The organism is Rhodopirellula halodulae (genome assembly GCF_020966775.1).
GTDB lineage: Bacteria > Planctomycetota > Planctomycetia > Pirellulales > Pirellulaceae > Rhodopirellula > Rhodopirellula halodulae.
The window spans coordinates 1799486-1823036 of the sequence record NZ_JAJKFV010000029.1; the positions used below are offsets into that span (position 1 = coordinate 1799486).

16 protein-coding genes and 1 tRNA gene are annotated in these 23551 nt (G+C 56.7%); 13 read left to right on the forward strand and 4 right to left on the reverse strand.

Features of this window, described 5'->3' with window-relative positions; translation table 11 throughout:
• Positions 1-7 precede the first annotated feature (7 nt).
• Positions 8-1132, forward strand: a complete 1125-nt coding sequence (corA, locus tag LOC70_RS19490) for a magnesium/cobalt transporter CorA (protein ID WP_315857319.1) — start codon at positions 8-10, stop codon at positions 1130-1132.
• A gap of 241 nt (positions 1133-1373) precedes the next feature.
• Positions 1374-3224 carry a phospho-sugar mutase gene (locus LOC70_RS19495; RefSeq protein ID WP_230255648.1) on the forward strand — a complete coding sequence of 617 codons (1851 nt, stop codon included), beginning with the start codon at positions 1374-1376 and terminating at the stop codon, positions 3222-3224.
• 33 nt (positions 3225-3257) lie between these two features.
• Here the strand turns inward: LOC70_RS19495 and LOC70_RS19500 are convergent, their stop codons facing one another.
• The gene (locus tag LOC70_RS19500; protein ID WP_390889092.1) at positions 3258-5594 is read right to left on the reverse strand and encodes a DUF4159 domain-containing protein; all 2337 of its coding nucleotides are present in this window, start codon (positions 5592-5594) and stop codon (positions 3258-3260) included.
• 217 nt (positions 5595-5811) lie between these two features.
• Between LOC70_RS19500 and LOC70_RS19505 the strand changes: the two genes are divergently transcribed.
• The 8 genes from LOC70_RS19505 to LOC70_RS19540 all read left to right on the forward strand — a co-directional run bounded on the left by LOC70_RS19505 (position 5812) and on the right by LOC70_RS19540 (position 18211).
• Positions 5812-6915: an AAA family ATPase gene (locus LOC70_RS19505; protein ID WP_255716258.1), complete on the forward strand. Its 1104-nt coding sequence runs from the start codon at positions 5812-5814 to the stop codon at positions 6913-6915.
• Positions 6916-6970: 55 nt separating this feature from the next.
• Positions 6971-10114: a PSD1 and planctomycete cytochrome C domain-containing protein gene (locus tag LOC70_RS19510; RefSeq protein WP_230255650.1), complete on the forward strand. Its 3144-nt coding sequence runs from the start codon at positions 6971-6973 to the stop codon at positions 10112-10114.
• A gap of 44 nt (positions 10115-10158) precedes the next feature.
• Positions 10159-11526, forward strand: a complete 1368-nt coding sequence (locus tag LOC70_RS19515; RefSeq protein ID WP_230256208.1) for a DUF1501 domain-containing protein — start codon at positions 10159-10161, stop codon at positions 11524-11526.
• Positions 11527-11596: 70 nt separating this feature from the next.
• The gene (locus LOC70_RS19520; RefSeq protein WP_230255651.1) at positions 11597-13123 is read left to right on the forward strand and encodes an SMI1/KNR4 family protein; all 1527 of its coding nucleotides are present in this window, start codon (positions 11597-11599) and stop codon (positions 13121-13123) included.
• 158 nt (positions 13124-13281) lie between these two features.
• Entirely contained in the window at positions 13282-14013 is a 732-nt protein-coding gene (gene cysC, locus LOC70_RS19525; protein WP_230255652.1) for an adenylyl-sulfate kinase, read from the forward strand.
• 207 nt (positions 14014-14220) lie between these two features.
• Positions 14221-16029 carry a hypothetical protein gene (locus LOC70_RS19530; RefSeq protein WP_230255653.1) on the forward strand — a complete coding sequence of 603 codons (1809 nt, stop codon included), beginning with the start codon at positions 14221-14223 and terminating at the stop codon, positions 16027-16029.
• A gap of 35 nt (positions 16030-16064) precedes the next feature.
• The gene (locus tag LOC70_RS19535; RefSeq protein ID WP_230256209.1) at positions 16065-17273 is read left to right on the forward strand and encodes a CNNM domain-containing protein; all 1209 of its coding nucleotides are present in this window, start codon (positions 16065-16067) and stop codon (positions 17271-17273) included.
• Positions 17270-18211 (forward strand): CNNM domain-containing protein, encoded by a 942-nt coding sequence (locus tag LOC70_RS19540; protein ID WP_230255654.1) that lies wholly within the window; start codon positions 17270-17272, stop codon positions 18209-18211. Before LOC70_RS19535 ends, LOC70_RS19540 begins: the two co-directional genes overlap by 4 nt.
• 107 nt (positions 18212-18318) lie before the next feature.
• Here the strand turns inward: LOC70_RS19540 and LOC70_RS19545 are convergent.
• Positions 18319-18405 (reverse strand) — tRNA-Ser (locus LOC70_RS19545).
• 881 nt (positions 18406-19286) lie between these two features.
• Here LOC70_RS19545 and LOC70_RS19550 point away from each other — a divergent pair.
• The 3 genes from LOC70_RS19550 (at position 19287) to xerC (ending at position 21847) form a co-directional block, all read left to right on the forward strand.
• Positions 19287-20600 (forward strand): hypothetical protein, encoded by a 1314-nt coding sequence (locus LOC70_RS19550; protein WP_230255655.1) that lies wholly within the window; start codon positions 19287-19289, stop codon positions 20598-20600.
• A gap of 73 nt (positions 20601-20673) precedes the next feature.
• The gene (locus LOC70_RS19555; protein WP_230255656.1) at positions 20674-20919 is read left to right on the forward strand and encodes a hypothetical protein; all 246 of its coding nucleotides are present in this window, start codon (positions 20674-20676) and stop codon (positions 20917-20919) included.
• Between the two features lie 28 nt (positions 20920-20947).
• The gene (gene xerC, locus LOC70_RS19560; protein WP_230255657.1) at positions 20948-21847 is read left to right on the forward strand and encodes a tyrosine recombinase XerC; all 900 of its coding nucleotides are present in this window, start codon (positions 20948-20950) and stop codon (positions 21845-21847) included.
• 34 nt (positions 21848-21881) lie between these two features.
• On the opposite strand, the gene rpiB is transcribed toward xerC, so the two are convergent.
• Together rpiB and LOC70_RS19570 are read right to left on the reverse strand one after the other, a co-directional pair.
• Entirely contained in the window at positions 21882-22355 is a 474-nt protein-coding gene (gene rpiB / locus LOC70_RS19565) for a ribose 5-phosphate isomerase B (RefSeq protein ID WP_230255658.1), read from the reverse strand.
• 152 nt (positions 22356-22507) lie between these two features.
• Positions 22508-23539 carry an AAA family ATPase gene (locus LOC70_RS19570; RefSeq protein WP_230255659.1) on the reverse strand — a complete coding sequence of 344 codons (1032 nt, stop codon included), beginning with the start codon at positions 23537-23539 and terminating at the stop codon, positions 22508-22510.
• Positions 23540-23551: the final 12 nt, after the last annotated feature.

Genomic DNA, 23551 nt, shown 5'->3' on the forward strand with positions numbered 1-23551 from the left:
TCTCGCGATGACCTCGCTGCCGTTGAAGTTGCCTTCCAAATTGCGTGTTCATCGACCGAGATGGGCCAAGTCGCGAGCCAAGATCGGCAGCGTGCCGGGCGAACTTTCCGGCAATGGTCCGGCGGCTGGGCAGCCGCGTCACCCCAGTCATATTCGGGTGATTCAGTACAACCGCGAAACGCACCAAGACGAGGTGGTCGATGCGATCGCGACTCGTGACAGCTTGGACCCGAACGTCATCACTTGGATCGATTTACATGGTGTGCAAGACGTCGAATTGCTGCGGTCGTTGGGCGGCAAGTTTGGTTTGCATCCGCTTGCACTCGAAGACGTCGTGCAAATGGACCAACACGCCAAGTTGGAACGTTATGGTGAGACGTTGTTTTTCGTCGCACGCATGCCCTATGGCGATGATGGATTCCAAACCGAACAAGTCAGCATGTTTCTCGTTGGCAACGTGGTCATCACGATCCAGGAAGAGGTCGGCGATTGTTTGAACCCGGTGCGCGAACGCATTTCGCGAGCCATGGGACGCATTCGTCAGCGTGGTTCGGATTACCTCGTCTACGCCATCATCGATGCGATCATTGACGGTTACTTTCCGGTGATCGACCGCTACGAAGCTCACCTATCGCAGATGGCGGGATTGTTGCAGGAGAACGACCACGACAACTTGCCGATGCATTTGCACCACATTCGTGCGGACCTGTTGGCGATCCGCAAAACCGTGCAACAACACCGCGATGCACTGCGCTTGCTGTTGCGAGAAGGCGAAGGCATCTTGGCCGACGACACGCGATTGTATTTGCGAGATTGCCAGGACCACATTGGGCAATTGATGGAGGCTGCGGACACGGACCGCGAAACTTGTGGCGAACTTCGCGAACTTTATTTCGCGCTGTTGGGCCAGAAGAACAATGATGTGATGAAAGTGTTGACGATCATCGCGACATTGTTCATTCCGATGAGTTTTGTGGCGGGAATCTACGGGATGAACTTCGACCAATCCGCGTCGCCATTGAACATGCCCGAATTGGAATGGAGCTTTGGTTACCCGTTCGCCCTCGCAGTGATGGCTGCAATGGCCTTGGGGTTGTTGGGATTCATGTATCGCAAAGGTTGGTTGAGCTGAGCCGGCGAGTTTGTTCGACGCGAATCGTTGTTTGGCTCGAAAAAGCGATGGCGAAGTCTGGGCTTTGGCAACAACCATGGCACCCGCGCAGGACCGCACGACGCAAACCAAAGCGGACAAAAACGCCAGCGGCAAGCGAAATTTGATGGCTGTTGCGTAGGTGGTGAGAGACCGGGACGGGGCGTAGAATCTGGGCCGATTGACTCAAAACATCCCCCGAATTTCCCGGTGCGATCTCATCATGACTTCTGGCTCCCACCCCGCGTCCTCCGCTTCCATGACCGTCGAAGAAGGCTTGGCGGCCGTCGAACAAGCTTGCGAAGAGAAAAAATTGACCGCGGGTGCCGTGGAGAATATTCGTTCGTGGCTGACCGAAAGTCGCTACAGCGAGTATCGCGATCAAACGCTCCAGCACATCGCCGATGGTATGTGGCAAAAGCTGGACGACGTGTTCTGGACGATCATTCCGTTTGGAACCGGCGGTCGTCGTGGACGCATGTACGAGATCGGATCCAACGCAATCAATGACCGCACGATCGGGGAAAGCGCACAAGGGTTGGCTGATTATGTGGTGAAGTACCACGCCGGTGCCAAGTCGTTGTCCTGCGTAATTGCGTACGACACGCGTCACAAGTCGCGGCACTTCACGGAGCTTTGTGCGGGCATCATGGTTGCCGCCGGCTTCAAGGTGTATTTGCTGGACGACTACCGTGCGACGCCACAACTGTCGTTTGCCGTTCGTCACCTGAATTGCGATTGCGGCATCATGGTGACGGCCAGCCACAACCCGCCGAGCGACAACGCAGTCAAGGTTTACTGGTCGACCGGTGGTCAAGTTCTGCCACCGCACGACAAAGCCATCATCGACGGTGTGATGAGCTGCCAAGAAATCAAATCGGTTCCATTCGCAGAAGCCATGGCCGATGGTCGCATCGAAGTGGTGACCGAGCAAATCGATTCCGCTTTCTTGGATGCAGCCGCCCAGTGTGGATTTGAAGGATCACGCGATGTCAAAGTGCTCTACACCCCGCTGCACGGAGTTGGCGAAGAAGCTGTCATCCCGTTGATGAAGCGTGACGGTTTCACTCAGGTCGATGTCTACGAGGGGCATCGCGAAAAGAGCGGTGATTTCCCGAATGTCCCGGGTCATGTGTCGAATCCAGAGAACTCGGCTGTGTTCGAAGCTCCGATCGAGACCGCTCGCCCCGGCGGCTACGACTTGGTGTTGGCGACCGATCCGGATTGCGACCGTTTGGGCGTGGCGACTCCTTTGACGACGGATCCAAGCGGCGAATGGGGAACTTTCACCGGAAATCAAATCGCCGCGTTGCTGGCCGATTACGTGCTCGGCAAAACCGTGGACGCCGGCAAGCTGAGTGACGGGTCATACGTGATCAAGACACTGGTCACAACTGAATTGGTACGACGCATTGCCGAGTCGCACGGGGCACGTTGCGTTGGCGATTTGTTGGTGGGTTACAAATACATCGCCGAAGCCATGGACCGGGAAGGGCCGGAAAACTTTGTGTATGGCTGCGAAGAATCGCATGGTTATTTGGTCGGCACTTACGCTCGCGACAAAGACGGCGCGGTCGCTTGTATGCTGATGGCGGAATTGGCGGCCAAGCTGAAGGCGGAAGGCAAGTCCATGCACGAGTACATGGCGGAGCTGTACCAAAAACACGGCATGCACCGTGAAAACCTAATCAACGTTTTCATGGAAGGCAGCGAGGGCATGGCGGCCATGCAAAGTCTGATGAAGGCGTTCCGTTCGGAGCCACCGAAGTCGCTGGGCGGAATCGCGGTGCGTCAAGTTCGCGACTACGGCAGTGCGACCACGATCCACGTCGCCGATGGATCGACTTCCGCTTTGGAAGGTCCCAGTGGAAACTTGGTGATCATGGATTTGGAGATGGACGGCAACTACGTCGCCGTGCGTCCCAGCGGAACGGAGCCTAAGGTGAAGTTCTACGTGTTCACTCGATTGGAGGCCGCTGAATCACAGGACTTGGCCGACGCGGATATCAAACTGTCCGATCGATTGCGAGCCATTGAAGAGGACGTTCGCGATTTCGCTCGTCTGCATTCTTGAGCGAGGTCGCTGCTCTTTGATGCAGTTAGCAGCTCATCGATTGAGTGAGTAAAGGACGAGGCCAGCCAAGATGCGGGCCGCGTCCGTGGTGTTGTAACCGGGGCACTGCACCGAGTTTTGAGACTCAAGGGCACAGCTGAGGTCGAGCGGCGAAAAGTAAATCGCGGCTTGGCCATGGACTTCCATCAGTTCCACGGTCGGAGTCGAGCGAACACGGCTGATCTTGAGTGCACGTTGTCTGCCCCCGTCGTCACCTGAATTGGGGCGGCGGATCGTGACATCCCCAAGGTCGTATCCGCCGAACCGAGTTGTCCACGCGGGATGTTCTTTGGGCAGTTCTTCCAGGGATTCGTCTGGGAACAGTCCCTCGAGTTCCGAGCGAATTGATTTTGCAAACGCTTCGCTGCCGCAAATTGGCGTGGCAATGATGATGCCTCCTCGCGAGGCAAAATCACGCAGTGCGTCGCGTTGCTGTGGTTTCAATTGAACCGCCGTTTGGCCGTGCAGGTAAAGCACGCCAACACGAGACAGTGAGGACTCCGTCAATTCGATCGGTTCGTTCACCGCGATGACTTCGATCGCCAGTTTCTTGCGAATCAACGTGGCTGCATTGGGAAGGGCGCGAAGCACTTGTTCTTCCCCGGCACCCAAGGCACCGACCGCGATCGGGATGGCACCGCGTGTGGGCGGCGGCGCGACGGATCCGTCAACGATCGACGCCGCATCCAATTTGTTTTTGAGTTCGCGTCCCGTGGCGTAGGCGATGATGTTTTCGCCAATCGTGACGCCGGCTTCGATTTGCGTTCGGATTGAATCCGATAGGTCGGTGTTTCTCAGCAGGGATCCGCTGTGTTTCCATCGACAAGACAGACTGCGGGGTGAGTAGAAAACTGGCGTTCGGCAACAGGCTCCCACTCCGTAAACCCAATAGCCTGGATCGATTGCGGTTGGATCCACGGGGCGCTCGGCGAACCAGACGGGATGCGAAGGCGGCAATCGTTCCAGTTGATTGCCAGGAAACCATTGCCGGCAGATCGCCACCACGCTTTGTTGAAAAGCCGATGCATCCCCGCAGCCGTCTCCACCGATCGCGTCGAACAGGATGGTGCCGCCTTGGTCGATGTACTGTTTGAGGTTCTGGATCAACGCGTCATCGAAGCCAATTCGATTCGAGCCGCGGATGACGATCACGGGTGTTTTTAAGAGATCCGCGACCGATACGTTTTCGGATTGGATGGTTTGCCATGTCAGTTCTTGTGACCAGTCTTTTTCGACATGACGGACCAACTGCTTCAGTGAGGTGTTGAAGGGAAGCGTTCGAGTGTTGTTGCTGCCGCGGACGCGAAGCGAAGGGTGATCGAGCTGGCCGGCAACGACTTGGCGTTTGCCTTTGGACAGGAACAGCAACGCAAATGAAGTGGCGATATCCGCGTTGCTTTCCGCTGCGCCGGAGCCTTTCCAGAAACCCCGAAAGGCATCTTGCAGACCGACCAAATGCTCGGCACCTTCGCGATACCAATCGTGACCTCCAATGAGGCGACGCCCGGAGAGCCGTCCGACGCGTTCGATCGCATAGAGATAGTAAAAGTCGCTCGAGAGCGTGCTGCCCGGGTTGGTGGCGACGGTGAAGATTCGGCCCAGATAGTCAAAGCCACGTTCGATGGCGGGTTCTGAGAACTCGTCGCCGCAGCACTGCAGCGTCTTCTGTTCCGGATCCAGCAAACCAAGAGCGTCTTGAGCGATCATTAACGAACCAATCCCTGCACAAGTCATGCTTCCGGTGGCTTGGTTGGATCGGTAGGGCCAACCGCCTTGTGCGAATTGTAGATTTCTCCAGTACGCTTGAGCCAATCGAAAGACGTTGGGCTCCACCTCGACGCCTCGATTGACGGCTTCGCCCAGGGCCAGCAACGCGAATTGGCTGTTGGAAGGGTCACCTGGGCCCTCTTTGTTTCCGTAATCCCAGGCACCCGGGTTTCGCGAGGTGGCGGACTTTTGTCGATCGGTGAGCCAAGCCACATTGCGTCGGAGGCGTGGCAGATCTTCTAGAGCACCGTACTGGCAATAGACAAGCGTTTGGAGCGCGACCGCGTAGGTGTCGTTGGGCTCGAACCGCCGCAAGTATTCCAAAGCACGAATCATGTCGGCATCGTTGCGAGACACGCCCGCATTCAGCCATGCGAGTGTGCAAAGCGATGAGAGGCCGCAGGACTGACCGGTAAACTCTTCCCAGCCTCCCCGTTTGGTCTGTGTCTTTCGCAGGTATTCGACTCCACGATCGATGGCACGTTGCACGGTGGGCGCATCGATGCGGCTCGCGTTGCCGTTATCCGCCGGTTGCGCCGAACAGGGATGGCAGGCGACGGCCATTGCGATCGCGATGCAAAGCAGACTCAGCAGGCAACACCAATATCGCCTGTTTGCCAATCGGCTTACACTGCCAGGGCAGTCGTTGAAGCGCCGCGTTCGTTTGGTCATTGCCAGGCGATCGAGTGTTTTGCGATTGTGTGGATGAATCGTGTCCGTTGAAAAGGTGCGATTCCGCTCTTCCTCGCGACTCGACCCATTGTGAATTGGATTGTGATTCATGGCTGATCCTTCGGTTCCGACCCCTCCGCCGGTGAACCCCGCAGCAGGGAACGCTGCTTCCAATGCGAATTCGGCGGACGCGTCCAAGCCCCGCAATCTGGCGGATGTGTTGCGAGAGTTCTCGGAACACCAAAAGAAGATGCGGGATGAGTTGGCAAAGGTCATTGTGGGGCAAACGGACACGATCGAACAGTTGTTGGCCGCGATCTTCACGCGAGGGCACTGTTTGTTGGAGGGCGTGCCGGGATTGGCCAAGACATTGATGGTCAGCACGCTGGCGAACATTTTGGATGTTTCGTTCAAACGCGTTCAGTTCACGCCTGACCTGATGCCGTCGGACATCACCGGAACGCAGGTGATGGAAGAGGACGAATCGGGGCGACGCAGTTTCCGATTTGTCGAAGGACCGATCTTCGCGAATATTTTGCTGGCTGACGAGATCAACCGGACGCCGCCGAAGACTCAGGCCGCATTGTTGGAAGCCATGCAGGAACGCCAGGTTTCCGTCGGGCGAGAGACCCACACATTGCCGGAACCGTTCTTCACCATCGCAACGCAGAACCCGGTGGAGCAGGAAGGCACGTACCCGTTGCCCGAAGCACAGTTGGACCGGTTCATGTTCAACATCAAAATTGGTTACCCGACCGCGGAAGAGGAAGAGAAAATTTTGACGGCGACCACGCGAGGTGAGAAAGCGACTGTCAACAAAATCCTCTCCGCGAAAGCCATCCTGAATTGTCAGAAGTTGGTGGGGAGCATCGCGGCGGGGCCGTTGGTCATTCGTTATGCGTCGCAGTTGGTTCGAGCGACCCGTCCGGCGGATGAGTCCGCACCCGAGTACGTTCGCGAATTGGTGGATTGGGGGGCGGGGCCGCGTGCCGGTCAGAACTTGATCGCTGGGGGAAAAGCGATCGCTGCGATGAACGGAAGATTCAGTGTCGAGCCTGGGGATATACAGAAAGTCGCATTGCCCGTGCTGCGTCATCGAATTGCGACGAACTTCCAGGCCCAAGCGGAGGGGATGGACACAGATTCGGTCATTCAACGTCTATTGACTGACATCCCTGTGCCTGAACCGGCTAAGATGGAACGTTCCAAGTGAGGCCGTGGAGGAGCGGTTTCACTCCCGCCTGAAGCCCACCTGCCATTGATCGCTTATGCCGTTTCGATCCATCGGCGTCGCCGATTTTCTCGGCGTCCCGTCACACGTTCCTGTCGCTCTTCCTCGTGGTGTCGCTGGGGTGTGCGTCGGGCTGCTGCTGCTCGCTTGCGTTCGTCCGGTATCGCTTTTAGCAGATGACGCTCAGCAACGTGATTTTTTTGAAACTCGCGTTCGTCCTTTGCTGAGTGAGCATTGCTATGAGTGTCACGGTGAGGACGCGGATGAACGGCAAGGCGGTCTGCGAGTGGACCATGGTGAGTTCCTGCTGTCCGGCGGTGATACCGGGCCCGCATTGGTTGCAGGAAATGTGGACGAAAGCCTGCTGATCGAAGCGGTGCGGTTTGATTCGTACGAAATGCCGCCGTCTGGAAAACTGCCGGACGATGACATCGCGGTGCTTGAAAAATGGATCGCCGACGGAGCTTACTGGCCGGAGGAACCGTTGCCGGAAGGGGCGGACGAATCCAACGCGTTTGACATCGACGCGCGGCGCGAAACTCACTGGGCGTGGCAACGGGTTCAGGATCCCGTGCCACCGGCCACATCGCAGCCTGAATGGTCGAAGGATTCCATTGACCAGTTCATCATGGCGAAATTGGAGGACGCTGGGTTATCGCCGGCCGTTCCTGCCGATCGAACCACGTTGATTCGTCGACTGACGTTTGCCTTGTCTGGTTTGCCGCCAACACCGACGGAAGTGAAGCAATTCGAGCAAGATCCTCGGCCGGACGCGGTGCACCGATTGGTCAATCGCTTGATCGCTTCGCCCGAGTTTGGCAATCGTTGGGGACGCCATTGGTTGGATTTGGTTCGTTACAGTGAATCACGCGGCCATGAATTTGACGCCGACATTCCCAATGCGAATCAGTATCGTGATTATGTCGTGCGAGGTTTGAACGCGGATGTTCCTTATGACCAATGGGTGCGTGAACACATTGCGGGCGATCTGCTGAGCGAACCTCGGATGAGCTTGGACGGTCGCGATGGTGGAGAGCCCTTCAATGAATCAATCTTGGGGACAGGCTTCTATCATCTTTGTGAGTGGGTGCATTCACCCGTTGATATCCGCAAAGATGAGTCCGATCGCATCGACAACATGATCGATGTGATGACCAAAACGTTCCAAGGAATGACCGTCGCCTGCGCTCGTTGCCACGATCACAAGTTCGACGCGATTTCCACAGCCGACTATTACTCATTGTCGGGCTTCTTGCAGAGCAGCGACTACGCCGAGGTGCGTTTTGATTCGATGCAGCAGAACAACCGAGTTGCCAGCGAATTGAACCGCGTCGATGACAACTATAGCGAGCGTTTTCGCAAGTTATTCGCGAGCGACTATGAAGCCTTTGAAGAAAAGCGTCAGCAAGATGCTTCGCTGCCCGAGATGGTTCACGACGTCGGCAAGTTGACGCCTGAAGAGTACCGGCAGAACGGTTTCATCTTTGGTCATTCGCCCACGCGAATCGGGGATCCTGTTCCCGCGTTCGATTTGGCGGGCGAAAAAGATTCCGACGAATCCCATGCGATTCGTCTTTGGGAACGATCGTCAGCCGTCAACGACCGTCTTTGGGATGGGCTGGTTTCTGTCCGTTCCCGATCCACCAACGCTCGAGGCAAACTGCGAGCCTACCCGCGAGTTGGTCGAACGTTGCGTTTGCCGACGTTTGAACTGACTGATCCGATCGTCGCGGTTCGAGTCAAAGGTTCCGGCAACTTGTTCGCTTGTGTGGATTCGCACCGGCTAGTCGATGGACCGCTGCACGGCGAAACCATCGCCAAGTTCGACAACAAGGACGGCTGGGTGGAGATGAACCTGGCTCGCTACCTCGGGCATCGATTGCATTTGGAATGCACGCCCGCTGAGAACCAGACGCTCGAGATCCTTTGTGTCGTCCAGGCAACGCGTGAAGAGTTGGGCGAGTTGAAGGGCGAGGTGGACGCGGGACTTGTTGCAGACGCCGAGCAAATCGCCGAATTACAGAGTGCCATCCAGGATCGTCTGACCGCAAATGCTGAGTTGCAGGATGAGCTCGCCGCGATCCAAACTGAATGGCGAGAAGAACGCTCTCGGTTGAAGAGTCAGATCCAAAAACGATCGCGAGTCGCCATTGCGATGCTGGATGGTTCGGGCGAAGACGCTGCGATCCTCATTCGCGGGAATTCATCCAGTGAAGGAGCCATCGAGCCGCGTCACTTTTTAACCGCAATCACTGGCGGTGAGCGGATTGGCGACGAACGCGGCAGCGGACGGTTGGAACTGGCCGAAGCGATCAACTCATCGAACAATCCCCTGACGTCGCGGGTAATCACCAATCGCTTGTGGCATCACATGATGGGGAAAGGTATCGTTCCCACGACTGACGATTTTGGTGTGCTGGGATTGCCTCCCAGTCATCCCATGTTGTTGGACCACCTCGCGACAGAATTCGATCGACATGATCGGCATTTGAAATGGATGATTCGCCGGATCGTTTTGACAAGCAGCTATCAGATGTCGGTGCACAGTGTGTCGGAGGAACAGGCCGCACTGGCCGCGTCCGTTGATCCTAAGAACGAACTTCTGCATCAGCGGAACCTGCATCGTTTGGAAGGCGAGGTGATTCGTGACAGCTTGTTGTTCATTGCGGATCAGTTAGATCGATCGTTTGAGGGTGATTCGGTTGCCGTGCACTTGACCCCTTTTATGAACGGTCGAGGCCGTCCGTCGAAGAGCGGTCCATTGGACGGCGATCGTCGACGATCCATTTACATCGCCGTGCGGCGAAATTTCTTGTCGCCCATGATGAGTGTCTTTGACACGCCAAATCCATTCAGCACGATGGGACGCCGAAATGCATCCAATGTTCCTGCACAAGCGTTGGTGATGCTGAACGATCCCTTTGTGCGATTGCAGTCTCGCCATTTCGCGGAACGATCGATGCGTGCGGCACCAGCAAATTCCGCGACGACCCAAGAGCGGATCGAGTGGATGATTTTTGCTGCGTTGGGCCGGGAAGCGACGCAATCCGAAGTCCAGTCCATCATGCAATACATGCAGACATTGGGGCAAGCAACCGGTGGGGGTGCAGAAGATGTTTCCACGTGGGCGGACGTGGCTCACGCGATTGTTAACACCAAGGAATTTGTGTTTGTGCCATGAGCGGTTTTTCGAACTTCATTCCGAATCGACTTAGCCGGCGACAGATGCTGGCTCGGACCTCCATGGGGTTTGGCGGTGTCGCGTTGGCTTCGATGTTGCACGAAGCTTCGGCCAGTCACGCGGATCACGGGATCCACCACCCAGCCAAAGCAAAGCGGGTGATCTTTTTGTACATGGATGGCGGGCCGTCGCAGATCGACACGTTCGATCCCAAACCGTTGTTAACCAAGATGAACGGACGCGATCCCGGTGAGTTGTTCCGGGTTGAACCGACTCAGTTCAATAACAACGGAACCGTGTTGGGCAGCCCGTGGGAATTCCAACAGCATGGCGAAAGCGGAATTCCCGTCAGCAGTTTATTCCCCCATGTTGCTCAGTGCGTGGACGAATTGGCGGTCGTGCGTTCCATGGTTTCGGAATTTTCTGAACACACATTCGCAAATTACTTCTTGCACACGGGAAGTGGTTTGCAAGGACGGCCCAGCATGGGGGCGTGGGTGAACTACGGCTTGGGATCGGAATGCGATAATCTGCCGGGCTTCATTGCGCTCAACGGCGGATTGATTCCTCCCGGCGGTCTGGACTGCTTCGGCAGCGGGTTTCTACCCGCGACCTATCAGGGGTCAGTGTTTCAGCCCCACGGAACGGCCGTCGCGAATATTCAGTCACCGGAACCGGATGTGGGGCGGCAGCGTGCGCACCTGGACTTGATTGCGAAGCTGGATGCGGACGCGATGCGGGGTGGGTTGCGTCACGACGCGATCGAATCCGCGATCGCGAATTATGAGCTTGCATTTCAGATGCAGGCGGCGGTGCCGGAGTTGATGTCCATCGACGATGAACCTGAGCATGTCCGCAAATTGTATGGGCTGGATTCGCAGTACAAACCAACTCAGATCTATGCAGCGGAATGTTTGATCGCGCGGCGTTTGATCGAACGAGGCGTCCGGTTCATCGAGTTGACTTGCCCTCAGGTGGGCGGCGACCGATGGGATCAACACAGCAATCTGAAGAAAGGGCATGAGAACAATGCTTTGGCAGTCGATCAACCGATTGCTGGCTTGCTAAAAGATCTTCGGCAACGTGGCTTGCTGGATGAAACCCTGGTTGTTTGGGCTGGCGAATTTGGACGGACTCCGTTTGCGCAAGGCAAAAATGGCCGTGATCACAATCCCTATGGATTTTCCATTTGGATGGCGGGCGGAGGTGTTCGACCTGGAATCACATACGGAGCGACGGACGAATTCGGGTACAAAGCCGTTGAGAAACGGACTGAGATCCATGATTTGCATGCGACCATGTTGCATTTGCTTGGCGTGGATCACACGCGTTCGACGTTCCGGTTCGGTGGTCGCGATATGCGGCTTACCGATGTGAAAGGGCACGTGATGACGGACGTCATCCAGTCTTGACGGTTTCAGCGTAGACGGGACGCTCTTGCGGTGAGCTTGTGTCCACCGCTAATGTTTCGCCCGAGGCCAGATGCTTTACAATCTGATTGCCTCGCTCTTCTCTTCTTGTCTGCTGATTGAACGCGTTCGTCTGTGTCTGATTCCGACTGTGTCTGATTCTTTGGGTGATGCTGAGAGTCCCTCCGATCCGGATGCTTCGGTGAAATCTGGTCGAGCGGTTGGTGCTGCGCGAACATGGTCGCAGCAACTTCAGGATCGCTTCCATATCACGCTTGATTCGGATTTGGTGGCTTGGTTCGACGAAGGGCTGTGGCGACAGCAAGGCAACGGAGAATTTGCCAACGCTGTCTCGCCGGAAACGTTACTGAAGCCCGCGCCGGAACCGGTTTGGCCGCCGTTGATGCCGCCAAATTTCTTGCCGTTGGTCGGCAGTCATTCCGGCGATTGGCTTTGCTTGCGTTTGGCGGATGGAGACGCCGAAGGCAGCGGTTACGACATTTGTCATTGGTATCACGGCGGTGGTGATTGGCTGCCGTGGGGTGAGACGCTGGCGGAAGCTTTGTTGTTTGATCAACTGTTGCCCTCGCTGCCGGCGAGCGACCAGCGACACGCGATTCCCTCACCCATGGAAGTCGGACGATCGAACAACTCCGGCGGAGATGCCTGGCATGAGTGGATGGTCCGTTGTTTGCCCGACTCCGCTTCTCATTTGGCCGCGAATCGGTGTTGGGAATCCGGTTCGCGAGACTGGTTGGATCCGTTGTTGCAAAGCAATGTTTGCGGCGCGGCGGTTCGTTGTCAGTTGGTCATTGAGGCTTTGGGCAACGAGTTAGCAAAGCGTTTGAAGCCGGCCGATGCGAACCGGATGGGCATCCCTTGGAACAGCATCATGAAATGGTGCTTTGATTTAAGGACTTTGCCGCACGATATTTTGACTCGGTTGAAGGAAGCCGGATTGGCGACGGAGGACGCGGCCGATCCAGGACAACAAGACTGGGCCAAGATCGAAACGCTATGCGAGCAGGCTCATCTGGTGTCGCCGGAGTTGGCTTGGCCGGCGGAATTGTTGGGGTATTGCCGTTGGCAACGTGGTGACCAAGCGACGGGGGCCGATGCACTGCGAGCCTCCATTCGTTGCAGTGTTTTCACCGACCAAAGTGTGCGTTTGCGAACGCATTGGGCCACCTCCGGAGCGGATGGTTTGGCGAAGTTTGGGGCGCATTGGTTGACACAAACATCGGCCGACGACGTTGGCTCATCCGATTCGTTCTCGCGAAACCATGCCAATGCGTTGCCAGCGTCGGTTGAGATCGCGGACTATCTGGCTTGTTTAACGAATCGCGAAGGCGGTTCCGTTCGCAATGGCGTGACCACTTTCCTGCAATCGCAGTCGCAACGATTTGCTGCGGAGGGAAATGCGAAAGACGCCGTTCGGTGTCTCTACGCCGCGGGTTGGGACCTGGGCGCGGAGCCGATGTCGTTGTACGCCGAGTTGTTGAACCAGCTGATCGAGGCGACTCGTTCGGCCAACTGGTTGAGCCACGAGACGTTCGCACAAATGCATCGCGATTGCTTTCGAAAACGCTACGGCGTCTAGCGGAGGCTCCTCGGCAGCTTCGCGAGGTTTTTCCATCCTCGTTGGGGTCTGAAAATTTGTCGCCGCGGATTAGGATGCTTGCGAGAGATTGGCTCCGTTTGCACCGGACGGTTTCATTGCTCTTTTTCGAAACGAAATCCGCCCATCGGTTGAACTTCATGAGCCAGACTCCTGACGCCTCGTCGACCCCCAACGAATCTTCCCCCAAACGTGACATCAAGGACGACATTGTTTGGCATGCCCACACGGTGACTCGCGAAGATCGTGAAGCGAAACTTGGGCAGCGCGGCGTGGTGATTTGGTTCACGGGATTGAGTGGTTGCGGCAAGAGCACCATCGCGAATGAGCTGGACCGATTGCTGCTGGATCGTCGGGCGGCTTGCACGTTGCTGGATGGGGACAATGTGCGTCACGGATTGTGTGCTCCGCCCGCGGTGTTGAGTGAGGAACACAGCGAGGAATTCGCCTCCCGGTTTGGTCTGGGGTTTGGCCCGATCGATCGAGAAGAGAATATTCGCCGGATTGGTGCAGTCACGGAATTATTCGCGTCGGCCGGCGTGATCACCTTGGCGGCCTTTGTCAGCCCCTATCAGCGAGATCGCGATCGTGTCCGCAAGACGATCGAATCAAGCGGTCAGAAGGGCGATTTTCTAGAGGTCTTTGTCGATACGCCGTTGGAGGTCTGTCAGCAACGAGACCCGAAGGGGCTTTACCAGAAAGCTCTGGCCGGCGAAATCAAAAATTTCACTGGAATCAGTGACCCCTACGACGCTCCGCCGAACCCCGAGGTCCATCTGAAATGGAAGGAAGGGCAGACGCCGCACGAGCAGGCTTCGGTGATCCTGCAGGAACTCGAGAATCGTGGAATTTTGAAGAGCAAACGCGGCTAAAATCGGGCGCAAAATCGAACCAATTCGGCGGTGAACGCTTAACAGATTGATTCTCGATTGTTCGGGGATGCATTAGACTGCGTGGAGACTTGATTCGGACGGACGCTTGTTCCGAGCGATTCAACGTTTTGATCTCCTTTTCAGAGCTTCCTTTCTGAGCTCGTTTCCCACGGCCGCAATGGATGGCCTCAACGTTTGCTTCCCATCATGCTCGGTCCCGTTTTTCAGCGTGAAGCGTCGGTTGTTCCCAAACGGCCCGCAACCTACGTCACGCGTGGTGTCTACTTGATGGCATTGTTCCTGTTGCTTTGCACGGGATATCTGGTGCTGGACGGGTCACGGTCTTTGGCCGCGAACGCGGATGCGGCGAAGTTCGGCGGGTGGATGTTTCGGTTGCTGGCACCGCTTCAGTTGGTGATTTTGTCCGCATTGGCAGCGGTGGGAGCGGCCAGTAGCGTGGCTCAGGAGAAAGATCGTCGGACACTGATTCTGATGTTGATGACGCGATTGTCCGGCTTTGAAATCGTGGGTGGGAAAGCGGCTGCAACGTTGCTATCACCCTTGGCGTTGTGCGTTATTTCTTTGCCGCTCTTTTTGACGTTGCCTCTGTTGGGCGGAGTCGCGCCGGGGCAGGTTTTCGCTGTCTTTGCGGTCACGATCGTCAGTATCGTGGTTTCCGCCGCGGTCGGGACGGTGGTCGCGTTGTGGCGAGAGAAAACATTCCAATCGATCGCACTGACCGTGTTGGTGTTGCTGCTGTTGGTCGCTGCTGGTGAAATCGCGGCATCGCTTACCGGAGACGAGTCCAAATGGGCAATGGCGATCAGTGCTCCCCGAGCGTTGTTGGCCGCAACCAACGCGGACGCGGGTTGGGCGGCCTTCCTGAGCGATGGCGGCGGTTTGTTCGTGTTGGTGGGCAGTGCTTTGTCGGCCGTGATTTTGGCGGTTGGAATCACGAAAGTCCGTGTGTGGAACCCGTCACGCGAAGTTCGCTTGAAGGCACCCGAGCCTGAAACCAGCGAAGAGTTCGATCGCGAAAAAGATCCCACGTCCTGGAAGGTGCGTCAGCCTCGACCCGTGTGGGACAACCCCGTTTTGTGGCGTGAGATCCGCACGTGGGCCTACGGTCGAAAGATCCTGTTGATACGCGCGGTGTTCATGTTGATCTTCGCAATCATCGCGACGGCGGTGTTTTTGCAGGTCCAAAGTGGCGTGGCGATGGAGCCCGCTGGTCGCATCGGTCGTGCATTGCCCGCAGTGACCATTCCAGTGGCAGCATTGGGCGTGATCAGCTTGGTCCTGGTCAACGCGTTGGCCGTGAACGCGGTGACCGGCGAACGTGATGGTTTGGCGCTGGACTTGTTGCTGGTCACGGATCTGCGACCCAGCGAGTTTGTGTTCGGCAAGCTTTGGGGCGTGATGTATGCCGCGAAGGAAATGATTTTGCTGCCGATGTTGCTGGCGATTTATCTCGGCATCTCTGGAGTGATGACCATCGAGAACATGGTTTACGCGTTGGTCGGCGGTTTTGCGTTGATTGTGTTTGTGTCCATGTTGGGCATTCATTCGGGGCTGAACTATGTGTCGGGACGGACCGCGACCTTGGCGAGTCTGGGAACCGTTTTCTTTCTGTGTGTCGGCATTGCAATTTGCATGACGATCATGGTGAGTTTCCGAGGCGCGTTCCAACTGCAACTGGCTCCGTTCTTGGTGATGATTTTGGGTGGTGGGTTGGCTCTCTTTGCGGCACTCGGGTGGCGTAATCCGTCGTCGGCCATCTTTGCCGCATCGTTCGCCTTGCCGCTGATCACGTTCTATGCCATCACGCAGTTCTTGTTGCAAACGGACCACTTGTGGGTCGTGTTCAGCCTGCTGGTCGGTTACGGATTCACCACGGCGTCGATGATGATTCCCGCTCTGAGTGAATTTGACGTCTCGCTGGAACCGGATCGCGGGAACGAAACGACTCGCACCACGGGCGATCAACCCGAACCAATGCCGGGGACGGCGACTTGAGCGAATTGGTGTCGAAGTGGCCGTTTCTGGCTGCGATGCTCGTTCTCATCTTGGCCAGCGGACTCTTCAGTGGCAGCGAAGCGGCTCTTTTCTCGTTGAAAGAACGCGATCGAAAACGGATGGGTCGCCAAGGTGCGGCTGGACGAGTGGTGACTCAGTTGCTGTCTGAGCCCGATCGATTGTTGGCGGCGATTTTGTTTTGGAATTTGCTGATCAACATGACCTACTTCACGCTGGTCGCGATTGTGTCGGCGGACCTCGCTCGACCGGGCATCTTCACGTTGGTCTGCTTGCTGACCATTATTTTCTTTAGCGAAATGTTGCCCAAGAGCTTCGCGGTGATGACGCCCCTGCGGATCTCGTTGGCCGTCGGCGTGCCGATGACCGTGGCGGTTGGCATCGTGTCGCCAATCTTGCCGACGGTGAAGTGGGCGAACGAAGCCGCCGGGCGTTTGTTGTGGCCGTCGTTCGAGCCTGAACCGGAAATCGAACTGACGGACATTGAACGTGCCATTGAGTTGGGAACTGATGACGCAACTTTGCTGCGACGCGAACGATTGGCGTTGCGATCGTTGGTGATGATGGCGGAAATTCAGGCGGACGAGATGATGCGTCCGCGAAGCAAGTTGATGATTGTTTCGCCGCCGCTGGAGACATCGTTGTTAGCGGAAGGGTCACCTCCGGGCGGTTACATCATGGTGTCAGATCCAGAGGACACATCGGGTCAAACGATCTTGGGGTCGATCGCGGTGCGTTTGTTGCGACCTCAGCAGATCGATGACTTGGCGTCCGCCATGGAGCAAGTGCTGTACGTTCCATGGTCAGCCCGAATTGCGCAGGTCTACGACCAACTGGATGAGAAAGACCTGAGTGTTGCTGTTGTTGTGAATGAATTTGGCGAAGTGGTGGGGGCGCTCACCGTGGATGACATTTTGCGTGGAGTCTTGGCGAGTACGGACCAGTTGGATGCGGCCGAGGATCAAATCAAGCAATTAGGGACCAATCACTACCGGATGCCGGGATCGACGAGCTTGCGTGCTTTGGCGAAACGATTGGAAATTGAATTGCCGGAAGAACGTACCGCGACAGTGGCTGGGCACATTCAACGCCACAACGAACGCGTGCCCAGGACCGGGGATGTCGCGCCTTTGGCAACTTACGAATTGGTCGTTTCCGAAGAGGACGAAGACGGCATCTGGGTGGAAGCCTGGTATGGACCTGAGAGCGAAGGGCCCGCCGTATGACCTTGGCGCTGTGTATCTTCTGCATTGGTCTGACGTTGTCCGCGTTCTTCAGCGGCAGTGAAACTGGTCTGTATCGAGTTTCGCGAACGCGGTTGGTATTGGACGGATTGGGCGGCTCGTTTGCCGGACGCGGATTGGTTTGGATGATCAACCATCCAGCGTTCTTCGTTGCGACGACATTGGTGGGCAACAATCTGGCCAACTATTTGACCAGCTTAGCGATTGTCATGTTTGTTGGTTCGTTGATCGGCGGTGGAGAGGCGATTGAGCTAGCGGCAACCGTGTTGATGACGCCGGTGGTGTTTGTGTTCGGCGAGCTTTTGCCGAAGCATCTTTTTTATCAAGCGCCGTATCGATTGTTGCGTGCGACTCGATGGTTGTTGCTGACCGCGACCGCGGTGTTTTCGCCTATCTCTTTGTTCTTAAGCTTGTTGGGCAACGCACTTCAGAAGCTGACCGGAGAAACGCCGTTCCGTCTGCGACTGTCGATGGCCCGCGGTGATTTGGATCAGGTTCTCCAAGCCGGGCAGGACGCGGGAATCTTGGCGGCCGGTCAACGCAATTTGGCTCAGAACGTGTTTGACGTTGGAAACCAACTGGCTGTTCAGTTCGGCGTGAGGCCGGATCGATTGGCGGTGGTGGATACGCCGGTCGATCTCGAGTTCGCGCGGCGACAGGCTCGTCGCCAAAATCACCCAATCATTTTGGTGCGTCGCAAGGGACGGATCATCGGTTTCTATCGATATGCCGATTTGGTTCATCAGGACCAAGTGCCTTCGCCGCTGCCCATTATCCGCGGTGCGATGAACGATCGGCACTTGGGCGTTCTACTGCGTTTGTACGACGCCCACAGCGATGTGGCGGTGCTCTACGAACCCGGTGGCAAAATTGGCAGCGTGGTCACTCGCCGGCAGTTGTTGCAGCCACTGCTTGGATGAGTTGACGGCTCGTGAAAAAACGCGATCTTGCAACAAGCAAACGCGTATCCGTGTCGCGAAGCGAGGCTTCGAGACCACTTTCGGCGAAAAGCCGAGATTGAAAGAAGCGGATGGGGTGGGATTCGAACCCACGGTAAGGTTTCCCCTACGCTAGTTTTCAAGACTAGAGCCTTCGACCACTCGGCCACCCATCCAGTGCGGCGGATTTTAGCAGGACACCGCCGTTTCGCCCAGACGAGGATGGGGCGGTGATTTGCGAACGCGTTGATCTTGGGATGCAGAACAAATGGCGTTATCTGCTTGGGAAACGTGAACCTTTCTCCCTTGGAGTCGCTCCATTCGCTGGACACCCGCTCTCGCACGAGGTGAAGCAGAGTGAAGCGTAAACGCGACCCGGGCCAAGCCCTCGAATTCTCGATCGAATCGTTGCGGCATGCCATCGCTGCCAATCTTCGCATCGATCCAGCTCGTTTGAGATTCGGCAATCTGCCCGGCAAGGGGGTTGGGATGAGAGGGACCGCCGGGGAGCACTGGCAGATCCACTATCGCGGCAAGTGGAGGGAGTTGCCTTGGCATCCGGAGGGCCCCGCCGGTGTGAGACGGGAGCATGTCCGCCAATGGCATGGCCATGCAACCGAAGAAGAGAGGCGATCGTGATTCCTAACCCGTATCAGACACCCCATTCGCCGCCGCAACCGGCCAACAATTTTCCAAAGCAAAAGCGATTCTGCACGTTGCGGGTCATCACGGGGCAGATCGTCCGTGTGATGACTGCGATGTGCTTCCTGATGCTGCTCGGTTCATTGGTCAAGGACGAGCCGACTGGCGTGGGGTGTTCGGTTGTTTGACCGGATTCTTCATCGTGTTATCAGCGGCGACCATCCCACGAGACTGACGAAGATTGACTGCAGCTCGATCGAAAAATTCAAACGCAGCGAAGTTTCACGAACTCGGCAAGCTTGCGATGATCACTCTCGGACGCACGAGCTGGAAAACTCTTCCGAATCTTCGGATTGTAGTGAAGTGGGGCGAGTTGATTTGTCGATGGAGATATCGGGGGCGGAGACGGTGCGCGATGACCGAGGGGTCGATCGTGAAACACACTTCTCGCCAAATGGCATTCGAAGACGCTCGCATTGTGACCAAGCTAACCCTTTTGGGACTGGCGTGTTGGGCACTGTTGTCGAGCGGATGCACGCTCGTACCCGAGGCTCGGCTGCGGGACACGGTTCACAATCCGTTTCCGCAATTGAAACGTGTGGCGGTGCTGCCTTTCTTCAACCAAAGCAACCAACCCAACGTGGATGGCGAGGCGGTTGCTCGGTCGTATTACGCGGCGCTACAGGCGATTCCGGGGTTTGAAGTTTTGCCCGTGGGTGTCACGGCAACGCAGTATCGAACGTACGCGATGCAGTACGGCGAGCCTCGTGTTGGAGCGGACTTCCAGCGTTTGGCTCAGATGATGGACGTGGAAGCAATTGTGGTTGGCTCCGTGACGGACTTTGAAGCTTACTATCCGCCACGCATGGCGATGACCGTTCATTGGTACGCCGCGAATGAAGGGTTTCACGCGATTCCGCCGGGGTACGGTTTGCCGTGGGGAACCGAGGCGGAGGAGAAGATACCCGCACGGATCGTTCGAGAAGCTGAATTCGAGTTGGCTCGCAGCCAGCTGAAGACGCAAACGCCTCAGAAAGCCATGGAGCCAGCGACCGTTGAGAACGCTGGTGTCCAACCATTGGAAACAGCGACGGTCAACGAACAATCCAATCCGCTACGTGGCAATGAAGATCCTTTCGGTGACGAGCCGGCGAAGGCTTCGTCGCAAGGTGTGATTCGCTTGGTCGATGATCACTCCTATCAAGTGGACATTGCCGAACATCAAGTCATCAGCCCAGCCACGCCGGGATACGATGATGGTTATGTCCACGACGGAGAAGTCATCATGGATGACGAATCGATCGTTTGGGATGAGAGTCAGTCGTGGGATGGCCAGGTGTTGCTGGATGAGCACGGAATGGTGATCGAGCCTGGATGCGGCAACGATTCGTTCGCCGAGATGGCACCCTTGCCTCCCGCGTGGCCAAATCCGACCGACCTGATCCCCGATGCCCCCGCGATGTCGCCTCCGCCGATGATCTCTCAACATGATCCGGTGCTTTCACACACGCGTCTGTATCGAGGCGACGATCCGTACTTCACGCAGCGTTTGGCGGACTACGTTGAGACGGGGGATGATGCACGTGGTTCGTCTTGGCAGGGTTATATCAAACGTAGCGATGATTTCATTCGTTTCTGTTGTCACTTGCACATCGTTGAAATGTTGGAGTCGCGTGGCGGTCGAGACCAAAGCGACCTCATACTGCGATGGCCGGTGAGCCGATACTGAGCAGCATCGCGGGAAACTCCTCCAACGGACGAGTCTCCGTTCTCGCGACCTTCGCACTCAGGACGATCAAACGATGGAAAAGGAAGTCAACGTGTTGGCCTTGGTCAAAGGCGAAGAACGTTTCATCTTCTTGTTCGACGACGATAACCGCGACGAAACGTTGCGTCAGTTGGCTCGCTTTGCCGCGAATCCGGAATTGGATTTTTCTTGGTACGACGCAGCCATGCTGTCACGAAAGATTCGCGAAACCGTGGTGGTGGACGAAGAGCTTTCCGCCAGTGCCGAATTTGATTCGTTGTCCATCGACGATTTTGTTTGAGCCCATTCCCCGCAAGTGAGCCTCGGCTTTGCGAACGGCAATCACACGATTCCTGCAGCACATGGCGACCGAACGCAATGCGTCGGATCTGACCATCAAGGCTTATCGCGAAGACCTGTTCTCTTTCGCGGAATGGATCGGTGCGGATAAGTCCCGTATCGAACTGGATTCGCTGACGCCGCAGCAACTACGCCAATTTCAGGCGGCTCTGCAGCAGGCCGGATATGCGAGAAGCACCATCTCGCGGAAGTTGGCGTCGCTTCGCAGTTTCTTCAAGTTCGCCATGCGAGAAGGCTTGGCCACCCAGAATCCGGCCAAGCCACTTCGCAATCCACGCAACAATCGCAAGCTGCCTCACGTGCTTTCCAGTGACGAGGTGGGACGTCTGTTGGAGGCACCACCGGCGATCAACGAAGCGGGACTTCGCGACCGAGCGATCCTCGAGACGATGTATTCATCGGGTTTGCGGGTCAGTGAATTGGTCGGACTGCGTGACAGTGATTTGGATTTCTCGCAAGGCATCACTCGAGTCCGCGGGAAAGGACGCAAAGAACGGATCAGCCCGCTTGGGTCCTACGCGATCAAGGCGATTCAAGCCTACGCTGGGCGACGGTGTCGTTCGCCGGAAGCCGAGAAGTTGGGGCGAAGTGCGCCGGTGTTCGTGAACCGGTTTGGCAACGCGTTGACGACGCGGAGCGTGGGACGGATGTTGGAAAAGTACATCGCCAAAGCGGAGTTGGATTCACGAACCAGTCCGCACACGCTGAGGCATTCCTTCGCGACTCATTTGCTGGATCGAGGAGCGGACATTCGCAGCGTTCAAGAGTTGCTCGGTCACAAGTCGCTGACCACGACGCAAATTTACACGCATGTCAGCGCCGCGAATTTGCGTCAGATCTACGAGAAAGCTCACCCGCGGTCGATGTGAAGGTGAGTGTGTCCGCACTGAACGGGGATGACGTTCACTCGGCTTCCAACGCAAAAATTTTGTCCAGTCGGCGTTGGTGGCGTTCTTCCGGTGTGTACTTGGCATTCAAAAAGGCGGAGATGATCTCAAACGCCAATTCGCTGCCGATGATCCGGCCACCGATGCACAAGACATTCATGTCGTCGTGCTCGACGCCTTGGCGAGCCGAGTAGGTGTCGTGACAGATCGCGGCGCGGATCCCCGTGATCTTGTTCGCGGCCACGCTGACGCCGACGCCGCTGCCACAGATCAACAAACCTTTGTCGGCTTGTCCACTGTTGATCCGTTCGGCGACTTCCACCGCGAAATCGGGGTAGTCACAGGATGCTTCGTCGTGAGTTCCGCAATCGGAAAGGCTGGTGACCAGGGGACCAAAACGCTCGATCACCAATTGCTTCAGGGCAAAACCGGCGTGATCGCCTCCAACTGCCAGACGAACGGGCGAAACGGAATTCGCATTTTGCGACATAGGACCAAAACCGACGGGAAAAACGAGCCAAATAGCTCAAAATCGCCAGCTCGACGGCGATTCGGGTGAGCCTGGAAAACGCCACAGGATAATGGGTGAACCGCAATTCGTAACGGGGCCTTTCGAGTGGATCGTCAGCACCGCTAGGCGGCTCAGATCAGGTCCTCGTCATCCTCGTCTTCGCGATCAGGGTGCAGTGGATCGTCCGCGTCGAAAAAGAGGTCGGCCAGTCCGAGCGGAACGGCGTCGCCTCCCAATGTTCGTTTTCGCCTTTCGGCCATCGTTTCCAAATCGACCGCGTCGTCGCCCAAGCACTTCTCCAAGGCTTCCTGCCAAGCGACATCGTGGGCGATCGGGTGATTGGGATCCTGCTTCATCCGCTTGATCGCGAATCTCAAGAGGTTGATGCCGTCGCGAGGCGAGAAGTCCAGTTTCAGCTCGTGCGAACGCTGGAGGAAATCGACCGTGAGGGCCAACATTTCGGGTTCGGCAAATGGCAGATGGTACTGCAGGATTGCCATCTCGTCTTGTTTGTTGGGAAAGCCAACCTGCAGGGTCGGCTGGAGACGACTGAGAATGTAGTCGGGAATCTCAAACGTGGATTCGTCTTGGTTCATCGTCACCGCCGCACGAAAGTCGGGCGAGGCTTGGATGGTGATTCCCGCGACGATTGATTCGACGTATCGCCGGCTGTCGAACAGCGGAGCCAGCGATGCCCAAGATTTCTCGTTCATCCGGTTGCCTTCGTCGAGCACGCACACGCCGCCTTTGATCATCGCGGTGACCAGGGGCGAAGCGTGGTAGGCGATCTCTCCACCGCGGCTGAGGACGGGCGTGACCAGCAAGTCTTCTGGACGTGTGTCCGCGGTGCACTGGTAAATGTACAGCGGCAATCCTTGGCGTTTGGCAGCCGCGATGGCCAGCTGTGTCTTGCCGACGCCTGGCGAGCCAATCAAACGTGGCGTCAGCGGGATGTCTGATTCATCCACCGTCAACCAACAAGCCAGCAATTGCATCAACAACTCGTTTTGACCGATCCATTCCCCGGCGGCTACGTAGGGATGCGCGAGCTTCAGATCGACGCCGCCAATTTGAACGACCTCAGGTTCGTTCGCTGGGCCGGCGGAGGATGATTGGCTGCTTCGAGGGCGATCGTCGGATGGATTCGTCGAGGGCGAATTCATGGATGTTCCGTC